General features: G+C 69.4%; 7 protein-coding genes. 4 read left to right on the plus strand and 3 right to left on the minus strand.

Annotated elements, in window-relative coordinates:
• On the plus strand, nt 1-219 hold a 219-nt coding region (locus B1H55_RS01760; RefSeq protein WP_143222401.1), incomplete at its 5' end, for a LysM peptidoglycan-binding domain-containing protein.
• Nucleotides 220-321: 102 nt separating this feature from the next.
• Complete coding sequence (gene nrdR / locus B1H55_RS01765; RefSeq protein ID WP_073452201.1) at nt 322-792, plus strand: transcriptional regulator NrdR; 471 nt, start codon at nt 322-324, stop codon at nt 790-792.
• An 80-nt stretch (nt 793-872) separates the two neighbouring features.
• On the opposite strand, the gene B1H55_RS01770 is transcribed toward nrdR, so the two are convergent.
• From B1H55_RS01770 to B1H55_RS01780, 3 genes are all read right to left on the minus strand, one after another.
• The gene (locus B1H55_RS01770) at nt 873-2,012 is read right to left on the minus strand and encodes a glycosyltransferase family 4 protein (RefSeq protein WP_080461536.1); all 1,140 of its coding nucleotides are present in this window, start codon (nt 2,010-2,012) and stop codon (nt 873-875) included.
• A 105-nt stretch (nt 2,013-2,117) separates the two neighbouring features.
• Nucleotides 2,118-8,627: a DUF4011 domain-containing protein gene (locus B1H55_RS01775; protein ID WP_077239998.1), complete on the minus strand. Its 6,510-nt coding sequence runs from the start codon at nt 8,625-8,627 to the stop codon at nt 2,118-2,120.
• 343 nt (nt 8,628-8,970) lie between these two features.
• Nucleotides 8,971-9,711: an IclR family transcriptional regulator gene (locus B1H55_RS01780; protein WP_073452197.1), complete on the minus strand. Its 741-nt coding sequence runs from the start codon at nt 9,709-9,711 to the stop codon at nt 8,971-8,973.
• Nucleotides 9,712-9,886: 175 nt separating this feature from the next.
• On the opposite strand from B1H55_RS01780, the gene leuC reads away from it, so the two are divergent.
• Nucleotides 9,887-11,329 (plus strand): 3-isopropylmalate dehydratase large subunit, encoded by a 1,443-nt coding sequence (gene leuC / locus B1H55_RS01785; protein ID WP_073452195.1) that lies wholly within the window; start codon nt 9,887-9,889, stop codon nt 11,327-11,329.
• 35 nt (nt 11,330-11,364) lie between these two features.
• Nucleotides 11,365-12,018: a 3-isopropylmalate dehydratase small subunit gene (gene leuD / locus B1H55_RS01790; protein WP_077239999.1), complete on the plus strand. Its 654-nt coding sequence runs from the start codon at nt 11,365-11,367 to the stop codon at nt 12,016-12,018.
• Nucleotides 12,019-12,092: the final 74 nt, after the last annotated feature.

Raw genomic sequence — 12,092 nt, forward strand, 5'->3', positions numbered from 1 at the left:
CTCTCCCTGGTGGCCGCGGTGGGCATCATCGGCAGCGGGCTCATGGCTCCCGTGGAGACCTCCACTGCCACGGTTCAGGCCGGCCAATCCCTGTGGGATGTCGCCGCTGCGACGGGCGCTCCGGACGTGGCCGAGGCCATGGCCCAGATCGTCGACCTCAACGATCTGGACTCCTCAACGATCCACCCGGGGCAGACTCTCGTCGTCCCGGCGCGCTGACGCATCGCCCAGGAGCCGTGGCCGCGCGGGGCTCCTTGCGGCGCGGGCGGCGGGCGCCTAGGCTCCACGTCACAGGCCATGCTTCAACCCCGAGGAGCCCGCGTGCACTGCCCCTTCTGCCGCCACGACGGCTCCCGCGTGGTCGACTCCCGGACCTCCGATGACGGCCTGGCCATCCGGCGTCGCCGCGAGTGCCCCGCCTGCGGTCGGCGCTACACCACCATCGAGACGGCCAGCCTGTCCATTCGCAAGCGCTCCGGCGCCGTCGAGCCATTCTCCCGGAGCAAGGTGATCGTGGGCGTGCGCCGTGCCTGCCAGGGTCGTCCCGTGTCCAATGACGATCTCGCGCTCCTGGCCCACAAGGTGGAGGAGACCATCCGCGCCACCGGGCAGGCGATCGTCGACTCCCATGAGGTCGGCCTGGCGATCCTCGGGCCACTGCGCGAGCTCGATGAGGTCGCCTACCTGCGCTTCGCCTCGGTCTACTCCAACTTCAACAGCCTGGAGGATTTCGAGAGGGCCATCGCCGATCTTCGCACGGCCCACGCGGGCCGGCCCGTTGCTCGCGCCTGAGCAGTTCCGGCGGGATCGCCCCGCGCGGGCGGGGGCACTGGCGCGGGCCAGCGCTCAGCGGCGCCTGCCGGTGCCGTCTGTCAGCGCGCGTCGATCGCGTCGACGAGTCGCTCCACCAGGGAGGGCCACGTCCAGCGCTCGATCATGAGCCGCCTGCCGGCGGCGCCCATCCGGGCGCGCATGTCGGCGTCGGAGAGCTGGCGGACGATCGCCCCCACGAGCGCGTCCTGGTCCCGCCCATCGACCACGTTCCCGGTCACACCCTCCTCGACGGTCTCGGGCGCCCCGCCGCTGGTCCCCGCGATGACGGGCAGACCTGCGGCGGACGCCTCGAGGAAGACGATGCCCAGCCCCTCGACGTCGAGCCCCCCGCCGCGCGTGCGGCAGGGCATGGCGAAGACATCCCCCATGGCCACGTGCCCGGGCAGTTCGTCATAGGGGACCTTGCCGGTCAGGATGATCGAGTCGCGGACGGGGGACTGGCGCTTGAGGAGCGCCAGGCGGCGCGCGTAGGAGCCCCAGCCCACGATGACCAGGCGGGCCCCGGGAACGCGCTCCGCCACGCGCGGCCAGGCCTCGATGAGGGAGTCCTGGCCCTTGCGGGCCACGAGTCGGGATACGCACACCACCGTCGGGGCATCCCCCAGCCGGTAGCGGGCGCGCAGCGCGGAGCGGGCGGCGGGGTCGGGGCTGAAGCGGTCGACGTCGATGCCGCTGGGAAGATGGGTGGTGAGGGCGACCTGTGGCATGAAGGGGCGCAGGCGGCCCAGTGTGTACTCGGAGATGTAGGTCACGACGTCGGCCTCGCGGAGGATGCGGCGCAGGAGCCGGCGCGAGCCGGGCAGCATGGACCAGCCGACCTCGTGCCCGTGCGTAGTGGCGATGACGCGGCTCGCGCCGGCGCTCTTGGCGGCGCGGCCGAGCAGCCCGAGCGGGGCGGCGGCGCCGAACCAAACGGTTTCGATACCGCGCTCGGCGATGATGCCCCGCATCCTGCGCCGCACGTCTGGGGTGGGCAGGAGCATATGGGTGGGCATGCGGACGACGTCGAAGGGGATCTCGGAGTCGAAGGCCGCAGCGGCCTCGGGACCCTCAGGGGGAGTGGAGGCCAGGACGGTCAGGTCCGAGGGCGGCAGGCGGCGGGTGTAGTCGTCGAGGTAGGACTGGATCCCGCCCACGACGGGCGGGAAGTCATTCGTGACGAGGAGTGTCCGGCGCATGCCGCGAGTCTAGAAGACCTCTCCGTCGAGACCGGTCGAAAACGGCATCGAGACCGGCTCCCCGTCCACAGGGATGGCTGAGACACGCCGAGCACCACTGGCGGCTCATAGGCGATTCTCCTGCTGCCTGACCCGCGCCACCGACTGGGCGAGCACGCGGCGCACGGATGCGGTGAGCTTGCGGCGCGTCGAGAATGACAGCCCCGCGAGAAGGTTGTGCAGCAGCTGTTCATCATCGAGCCCGCCGTCCTCCCGCATGCGCTCTCGCGCGTAGTTGTCCAGCTCGCGCGGATGAATCTCCTCGATCGCGACGAAGTCGTACGGATAACGGCGGTAGCCGGTGAGACCAGCCGGATCAACGCCCTCCGGCCAGACGAAGCCATCGTGGTCGGTGAGGACTCGCGCGCTGCGGATGAGGGCGCGGATCTGCTGTTTCCTCACGCTTCGTGCCTGCTGCATGCCGAAGTCGTAGCAGACCAGGCTGAGAAGCCGTTCTCGTGCGATCGGGTACTCCTTCTCGCAGATCCGCTCTGCCGCCTCACGTACGAGCGCACGAGCCTGGGGATTCGTCGCCGTCTCGTCGAGAAGCGCGCGATCAAGGTGCTCGTTCGACTCGTAGGGAACGAAGTCGACGACTGCGCTGAGATCCCTGCGCTGCTCCGGCCACGCATGAGTTGGCGCTGCTGCGGTGGCATCCGTCACGGTGTGATCGGGCGTTGTCTCAATGCGCAGCGGGGCAACAGTCGGTTCGAGTGACGTCATGAGCCGGACTTGGTCAACCCCACCTCGATCAGTCGGCCCGGTCCCACAGGCTGCGGCCAGATCAGGGAACGAGGCCGGGGCCGCAGGCGCGGGTGTGACTGTGGATGCGGGCGTGGCTTCAAGTGGGCCCGGGGTCGCGTCGTCGCCGCATGGCTCGCTGCAGTCCTGCGCATGCTCGACGGCGCCGACAAGACGGGAGACGACCGTCTCCGGGTCCTGGAGCCATTCCGGCATCCAAATCCGCTCGACCCTCGGCCAGTGCATCATGCGAGCGAGTACCCTCGTCGGCAGCACGTCGCGGTCGTAGGAGGTGCGCCGGTTCTCCCAGCCCGGACCGTCGAGCAGGACGGCCACCCGCGGCTCGTCGGGGCACTCGCCAGGGGCGAGGACCAGGTCGATGCGGAAGTCGGACAGGCCCACGTCGGAACGCACAGCCAGCCCCTGCTCGCGCAGGGCGGTCGCAATCTCCTCACGATGTCCGTCGGGACGCGCCTGACTCGCCGCGCGCGCGGGCAGGACGCCCGTGCCGTGCTCGGCGAGCAGGAGATAGCGCTTGAGATCCTGCAAACCCGCCGAGGCACTGCGCTCTGCGCGGAGCGAGATCGGGTCGAAGGAGCAGAAGAGGATGACCTGGGCTCGCGCCCTCGTGATGGCGACGTTGAGGCGGCGCTCGCCGCCGCTCCGATTGAGGGGCCCGAAGTTGAGCGGTACCTGCCCGTCCTCTCGCGCCGAGAAGGCCACGGAGAACAGGATCGTGTCCCGTTCATCTCCCTGGACGTTCTCGAGGTTCTTGACGAAGACTCCCTCGGCTGCGTCGAGCGAGGTGGTGATCCTCGGGTCATCGAGCTCGCGCAGGCGGGTCTCGATGAGGTCTCGCTGCTGGATGTTGAACGTCACGACCCCAACCGACGGACCCTCGGGACCAGTGGGACCGTCATCGAACCGGCGCCGGATCTCCTCGACGATGGCCTCAGCCTCCGCCTGGTTCGTGCGATAGATCTTGCGCGACTGCCCGCGCGGGACGCTTCGCACGAAGTGTCCATCGACATGGCGCAGGCTGATGCCGAAGCCGTGGGGGCCGTCATCCCGCTCAGCCGCCATGGGACTCGGGAAAGAGGACAGCCTGCCCTGGTAGTACGCGGAATTGGAGAAGGCGATGAGGGACTCGACCCTGCTGCGGTAGTGCCAGGACAGCCAGAACCGTGGAACGTGGGCGGCCACGCACTCGCTGAGGATCGACTCCTCGTCGACGAGGTCGTCTTCGCCGTCGTCGTCTCGTGAGAGCTCAGCGAAGGAGGTCGGGGGCATCTGCTTGGAGTCCCCGCATACGACGACGCTACGGCCGCGCCCCATGGCTCCGATGGCGGCGGCGACCGTGATCTGGGAGGCCTCGTCGAAGACGACGAGATCGAAGTCCTGGCGGTCCGCAGGGAAGAACCGCGCCACCGAGTCCGGGGAGACGAGGACGCATGGGGTGAGGGACGTGATGAGGTCGCCGAACTCGCCGATGAGGTCGCGGATCCTCCGCTTCTTGCGCTTGCGCTCGAGAGCGGTGCGCAGATTGGCCAGTCGCAGGCCCTCGCTCGCCAGAGCATGGCCTCGGGCGATAAGAGCATCCTCGACGAGTGCCTCGGGCAGCATGCCCCGGATCTCGTCGAGCACCGCTGCGTACTGGGTCACGGTGGCGTTGTGCCGCTCGGCGTTGAACTCATCGAGTCGGCCCCGCTCCCCCTGCAACTCGAGCGTGGCGTGGATGAGACCGATTTCGAGGGCGGTGGAGGCATCCGAGGCGAGCACCTCGCCTCGCCGGAGCTGATCGAGGCAGGAATCGAGGCCGAGGCGGCGGAACTCCGCCCCGGCACTGAGGAACTCGCTCCAGCCGCGGAGGACTCGTTCTCGGCGCGGGGCGGGGATCGGCAGGAGGACCTCGATGGCGCCCCGTCCGATGCCGACTCGGCTCAGGGCCGTCAGCCCCTCACGGGCCCGGGCGTACGCGCGCATCCATCCCGCGATTGCCGCGCGGTCCGGCCGGATCGAGCGCGCGGCGACAATGATCCGCGTCTGGCTGTGCTGCCCCGCAGCGGCCAGATGAGCCCGCTCGAGCAGTTGGCGCAGCCTGTCCCCGGAGGCTGCGGCCGTGGGCCCGTCGAAGGGTGTCCAGCCATGGATCATCGCTGCGGTCCACGGCAGTAGGGACGAGTGCAGTCGGCGCAGTCGGTCACGGCGGTCGGCGAGGCTGATGAGTTCGTCGACGATGCCGAGCAGCGCGGCGGCGTCGTCGGGCATTGACTTGCCGCTGCGGTGGGCGGCGAGCCGGGCGAGTGCTTTCTCGGCCTTCTTGGACTTGCTGAAGAAGGCGTGCTTGGCGTCGATGAGGCTCTCTCTGACCTCGCCGAGAGGTTCGTCGAGGACGCTCTCCCGGTAGTAGGTGAGGGCCGGGTGCGGGTCAATGGCCTCGGCGTCGAGCTGCTGGAGGAGCCACTGGGCGTCGCGCACCCATGATGGATCTGCGATGAGGTCGAGGACGCGAGTGTCGAGGACGGGGTCCTCGAGGATGAGGGCAGCAGTCTCCAGCTCGGAGTCCGGCATCGTCTCGACGGCTGCTAGGAGCTCGTCGTCGCCGCTCGAGATGATGCTGTCCCAGCGTGCGGTGGCGGCGAGGACTTCAGAGAGGGAGACGTCGTCGAGAGGCTGGGAGATCACGGGCTCGGAGCCGACGAGCACGTCGCGGTAGCGGTCCAGGAGCATACTGACGGACGGGATGCTCGTGCGCAGACCGGCAACGTCGTCGTCCGTCATCGCAGCGAGTCGCTCGGGCGTGATCGTGAGGCTCCCGACGCGGTGGCCGGAGTATGCGATCTCAGCGGTTCGGGCGTCGTAGAAGGACATGCCGCTCTGGCTGCGCCCGTGGAGGGAGGAGCGGTACTCGGCGAGTCTGGCACTGTCGGCTCCAGCCAGAGCCCTCCGGGACTGCAGGGTGATGCGATCCGGGTGAGCCTCGAGATCCATCGCGGCGAGGATCTTCCGGCGCACGGCGTCCGGGGACTGCTTGCGGTCGTGGAGGTCCAGGAGGAGCCCGCCGACGCCTGCGTCGCGCAGGCGCCTGGCCACGACCTCGAGCGCCGCCTGCTTCTCAGCGACGAAGAGGACCTTGCGGCCTTCCGCGATGGCACTGACGATGACGTTGGTGATCGTCTGGGACTTGCCGGTGCCGGGTGGGCCCTCGACGACGATCGAGCGCCCGCTGAGAGCCTGGGCGACCACCTCGGCCTGCGAGGCGTCGGCCGCCACCGGGAGCCGGGGCAGGAGCTGCTCGAGGCCAACCACCGGGGCATGCGCCTGTGGGTCGGCGAACTCCTGGTCGGGCGTCTCGATGAGGTGGCGGACGAGGGGGTTGCGGGCGATCTCCTTCCATGACTCCTCAAGGTCCTTCCACAGCCGGAAGGTGCCGAACTGGAAGATGCCGAGGTACGTGGTCGCCTCGACGTGGAAGGGCAGACGGTTCTCCGCGAGTACTCGGCGCACGATCTCGAAGAGGCCTGGAAGGTCCAGGCCGGCGGCATCCTCCTCCGGTTCGCTCAGCTCCGTGAGTTCGAGGCCGAGATCGATCCGGAGACGCTCGACAAGGGAGTAGTTAGGGGTGGTTGTGCCCGAGGGATCGATCCGTAGGCGGAAGGGACTACGGGCTGAGCGGCGCTCTAGGTCGACCGGGATGAAGACGAGAGGAGAACGGATGGTCTTGCCGCCCGTCTTCCAGATGAGTGAGCCGAGCGCGAGATAGAGGTTGTTGGCGCCGGTCTCCTCGGCGAGAGTCCTAGCGTTGGAGCGCAGACGGCGCAGGATCGGGTCGTAGGCGTCCGCGCCCAAGTCGACCTCGACCTCGCGATGGTCCGCCAGTAGCGGGGCGAGCTGCGGAGGATCGAGCTCCGTGCGGAAGAGGCCACCGATGCGGCGCACCTCGGCGGCCCGCTCACCGGCGGGTCTCAGTGTGATGTCACGCCCGGTATTCACGAGGTCCTCGAAGGACCCGATAACCGCCTCGGGCACCGCGAGCTCGACGATCTTGTGGCTGCGGATCGCGCGATCCGAGCAGTTGATGAGGCGGTTGCGCGGGCTGAGATCGAGGAGCCGCGCCTTCCAGGCCTCGACCCGATCCGGGGCCTTGGCCCGCGTGGAACGAGGTCGGGCGGTGTTGAAGAGTTCGTCGGGCAGTAGGACGGTGTTCGGCCGCGGTGCGGCGACATAGGTGCTCTCAACGACCTCACCGGCCTCGTTACGGCTCCTCAACGGCATGGGGACGACCCCGCGCTCGCGGGCCGCCCGCACAGGGATCACGACATCGATCTCGGCGGCGTCGACGCCGATGAGCCGACGGGCCGCTTGATGGAGCTGGTCAGCGGTGGCTGAGGCCTCGCCGGTGAGGAGAGTCGTCTCGACCAGGCGGATCTCTCCGAGGTCGATCTGGTTGAGCAGTTTCCACCCGGGCATCGAGAGATCTTCGGAGATGTGGTGCTGCGTGCGCCAGTAACCGAGGAGGGCGTGGCCCGGAAGAAGGATGATCAGCGGCTCGATCTCGAGGTACTCCAGAGCGCTCGCCAGGAGGATCGTGGTGTCGAGGCAAGTGCCGAGACGGTTGTCGAGCACGTCTTCCGCAGTGCGCACCCGCTGTCCCGATTCGCCCCAGCTCGTCGGCGGAACCGCGTAGGCCACCTCGGCGTCCTGGATGGCGCGGCAGACTGCTGCGACGATGGAGCTCACCCTCGCGGGGCCGCCCTCATAGCCGTTGAGGGACGTCGATCCTGTGGCCGTGCCGAGCAACTGAGCGGCGTGGGAGCAGAGCGCCGCGAGCCTGGGCTGCTGAGGCTGGACGAAAGCGGTCAACGTGGCAGCAGCCTCCGAGGGGCGGCCTCGCATCACCCACTGGCGCGGAGTGAGGACATCCGGTCCATCGAAGAGGAGATCGCGTCGCGCGCCTGCCGACTCGAGGAGCAGATGAAGATGCGAGGGGCTCTGGGCGTCGACCTGAAGCAGGGCTGCTCGCTCCGGGAGGACGCTGACTGTGAGGGCCTCCCCCTCCGCGCCGAGCCGAGTCAGGATGACAGGACGACCGGAGGCGACACTCTCGCCATCAACCTCGACGCTGACGGTGACGCGGACGTCCTCGAGGGGAACCCACTGCCGAGCCCCTCGCTCATCGAGGTCGGCACCGTGGTCATCGACCGGCCGCAGATGGATGGTCACGGACAGGTGCCACCCGGCGACGGCGTGGGCATAGGAAACGACCGGGGGAGCATCGACGGAGATCGCGAGGAAGTCGAGGTCAGTCCCAGTCGGCCGTGGCAGGGGCGGTGGCTCGGCCACGACGCGCACCGTCTCGTCGTGGGCAGAGGACAGCGGGTCGGAGACGGCCGGAGCCGCCTCGGCCGCGGTGCGCCCGGTGCGCTTGTCCCAAGGCGTCGGCTTCTCGCGCGCTGCGGCCGGCTCCTGGAGAGGACCTGCTCGGGGAGCGTCCAAAGGCTCGACAGAAGACTCGGAGCCGGCGGGGGGCTCCGCCCCCGACGTCTCCATCCTGGGTCCGGCAGCCGCATAAGCCGCGAGTTCCTGCGAGACCCGGTCGGATGCCTTGACATCCCCGATGATCCGGAGGATCTCAACGATCCCGCTCAAAGCCGTCAGCATCTCGGAGCGTTCAAGCTCAGCGCCGTGAGCGAGCCGGTCGCGCACGATCTGGATGTCATGAATCCTGCCGTGCAGGCCCGGTTCGGCGCTGAGGATCGACTTGCCGCTCCTGTCTTGCCCGGTCAGGATGAAGAACTGCGTGGAGAGATCGTTGAGGTCGACGTTCCCCGGCACGCCGTCCCACAGCGCCGGGGACGACCAGTTCCGGTCCGGATACTCGTCGGCCAGGCGCCGACGGACGTAGGGGCCGAGGCTTTCCGCGAGGACCTGAAGGACGATGTGGAAGATAGGCTGCCGATCATCGGGCGCGGGACGGTCCTAGCGCTCGGGAATGGGTGTGCATAGTTTCGCACGCCAACCCCCTCTGGAGCAGCGGGCGTCGGAGGACATGGGTGGGCTTCCGGATCGGCGCCACCGCCTCCGATCGGTCCGGCGGCATCGCACGACCGGTCTCGTTGCCCGTATCGACCGGTTTCGATGGCGTTTTCGACCGGTCTCGGCGGAAGGCGGGGAGGGGTCAGCCCTCGTCGGCGGCGCGCAGGATCTCGGAGAGGCGGCGGGCGGCGGCCATGACCACGGCGCCGTGCATGCGCCCCGGCTGGCGGCCCATCCGCTCGATCGGACCCGAGATCGACACGGCCGCGATCACCTTGCCGCTCGCGCCGCGCACGGGGGCGGAGACCGAGGCGACTCCCGGCTCCCGCTCGCCCACGGACTGCGCCCAGCCGCGCCGGCGCACCGCGGAGAGCATCGTGGCGTTGAAGCGCGCCCCCACCAGGCCCCGGTGCAGCCTGTCCGGCTCCTCCCAGGCCAGCAGCACCTGCGCCCCCGAGCCGCCCAGCATGGACATCGTCGCCCCCACCGGGATCGAGTCGCGCAGGCCGATCGGGCGCTCCGCGTTGGCCACGCACACGCGCACATCCCCCTGACGGCGGTAGAGCTGGGCGGACTCATGGGTCTTATCCCGCAGGGCCGCCAGCACCGGACCGGCGGCCGTGAGCAGATGGTCCTCGCCGGCGGCCGAGGCGAGCTCGGTCAGGCGCGGGCCGAGGATGAAGCGCCCCTGCGAGTCGCGCGAGACCAGCCGGTGGTACTCCAGGGCGACGGCGATGCGATGGGCCGTCGGCCGGGCCAGGTGCGTGGAGGAGACGAGCTGGGCGAGGGTCGCAGGGCCCGCCTCCAGGGCGCTCATGACGAGGGCCGCCTTGTCGATGACGCCCACACCGCTGCTGGTCGCTGACTCCAACGCTTCGTCCATACTCTGATACTGCCATCCCGAGGGCTGAGATCTCAAGTAATGTCGAGGATCCACGGCAACGGTGTGTCACGAAAGACAGTGAGCGACGTCGAGCGACGCTGAACGGCACCGAGCGACATCAAGCTATATCAAGCGACATCGAGCGACACTGAGTGATGAGTGAAGGGGAGACGCGATGGGAATGACCCTCGCCGAGAAGGTGTGGCGGGACCATGTGGTCAAGAAGGGGGCGGATGGCGCCCCGGACCTGCTCTACATCGACCTCCATCTCGTCCACGAGGTGACGAGCCCCCAGGCCTTCGAGGGGCTGCGCCTGGCCGGGCGCTCGGTCCGCCGCACGGACCTGACGATCGCCACCGAGGACCACAACACCCCCACCCTCGACATCGACCTGCCGATCGCCGACGTCACCAGCCGTGCTCAGATCGAGACCCTTCGGGCCAACTGCGCCGAGTTCGGGGTCCGCATCCACTCCCTGGGCGACGCCGACCAGGGCATCGTCCACGCCGTCGGCCCTCAACTGGGCCTCACCCAGCCCGGCATGACCGTGGTCTGCGGGGATTCCCACACCTCCACCCACGGAGCCTTCGGGGCGCTGGCCTTCGGCATCGGCACCAGCCAGGTCGAGCACGTGCTCGCCACCCAGACCCTGCCGGTCGCCCCCTTCAAGACCATGAGCGTGACCATCGACGGCGATCTGCCGTCCGGTTCGGGGGCCAAGGACATCATCCTGGCCATCATCGCGAAGATCGGCACCAATGGAGCCCAGGGCCATGTCATCGAGTACCGGGGCCGCGCCATCGAGGACCTCTCTATGGAGGCCCGCATGACGATCTGCAACATGAGTATCGAGGGCGGTGCCCGCGCGGGTATGATCGCCCCTGACGAGACCACGTTCGACTACCTCAAGGATCGCCCCCATGCCCCGCGGGGCGCCGACTGGGACGCCGCGCTGGAGTACTGGCGCACCCTGCGCACCGACGACGACGCCGTCTTCGACACCGAGGTCGTCCTCACCGCCGCGGACATCGAGCCCTTCGTCACCTGGGGCACCAATCCCGGGCAGGGCCTGCCGATCTCCGCGTCCGTCCCCGACCCCGCCGCCATCGCCGACGAGACCGAGCGCCGCGCCGCCGAGCGCGCCCTGGAGTACATGGATCTCACCCCCGGCACCCCGCTGCGGGATATCGCGGTCGACACCGTCTTCCTCGGCTCGTGCACCAACGGGCGCATCGAGGATCTGCGCGCCGCGGCCGAGGTCGTGCGCGGCCGTACCAAGGCTCCGGGCCTGCGCATGCTCGTCGTGCCCGCCTCCGCCCGCATCCGCCTCCAGGCCGAGGCCGAGGGCCTGGACCAGGTCTTCAAGGGCTTCGGCGCCGAGTGGCGCAACGCCGGGTGCTCCATGTGCCTGGGCATGAACCCCGACCAGCTCGCCCCCGGAGAGCGCTGCGCCTCGACGTCGAACCGCAACTTCGAGGGCCGGCAGGGCAAGGGCGGGCGCACCCACCTGGTCTCGCCCGTCGTCGCCGCCGCCACGGCCGTGCGCGGGAGGCTGTCCACCCCTGCGGACCTGGAGCCCTTGGACGGGCGGAGCGCCGCGGCCGGCCGGGCCGCCTGAGAGACACCGGGACGAGACAGGGAAGCAGGATCACCATGGACAAGTTCATCCGCCACACCGGTATCGGCGCCCCACTGCGCCGCAGCGCCGTCGACACCGACCAGATCATCCCGGCGGTCTACCTCAAGCGCATCACCCGCACCGGCTTCGACGACGCCCTCTTCTCCGCCTGGCGCGCCGGCGAACCCGATTTCATCCTCAATCGGGACGCCTACAAGCGTGCCTCCGTGCTCGTGGCCGGTCCCGACTTCGGCACCGGCTCCTCGCGCGAGCACGCCGTGTGGGCGCTCAAGGACTACGGCTTCAAGGTGGTCCTCGCGCCCCGCTTCGCCGATATCTTCCGCGGCAACGCGGGCAAGCAGGGGCTCGTGGCCGGGGTCATCAGCCCCGAGGACTGCGAGCAGCTGTGGAAGATCCTCGAGAACGAGCCCGGTACTGAGGTCACCGTGGACATCGAGGAGCGCAGTGTCACGTGCGGATCCCTGCGCACGACCTTCCAGATCGATGACTACGTGCGCTGGTGCCTCATGGAGGGCCTCGACGACATCTCGCTCACCCTCACCGAGGAGGATGCCATCAGCGCCCACGAGGCCGCGCGGCCCTCCTTCAAGCCCACCACCCTGCCCGCCCGCCACCTGCCCCCGGCCCGGGTTGTTCCCGCCCGCAGTGCGGAGATGCCCACATCCTGAAGGGCTCGGCGGGGCGCCGGGCCTCGCCTATGCTTGGTTGGCCCGCCGTCCCTGCGCCGGGCGGAGCGCGGACC

The sequence above is a fragment of the Actinomyces denticolens genome, assembly GCF_002072185.1.
In the GTDB taxonomy this organism is placed as follows: Bacteria; Actinomycetota; Actinomycetes; order Actinomycetales; family Actinomycetaceae; genus Actinomyces; species Actinomyces denticolens.

Coding starts and splice junctions, on each gene's coding strand:
- B1H55_RS01770 (WP_080461536.1), bottom strand. CDS start 2,012: ATGCGCCGGACACTCCTCGTCACGAATGACTTCCCGCCCGTCGTGGGC.
- B1H55_RS01780 (WP_073452197.1), bottom strand. CDS start 9,711: ATGGACGAAGCGTTGGAGTCAGCGACCAGCAGCGGTGTGGGCGTCATC.
- leuC (WP_073452195.1), top strand. CDS start 9,887: ATGGGAATGACCCTCGCCGAGAAGGTGTGGCGGGACCATGTGGTCAAG.
- leuD (WP_077239999.1), top strand. CDS start 11,365: ATGGACAAGTTCATCCGCCACACCGGTATCGGCGCCCCACTGCGCCGC.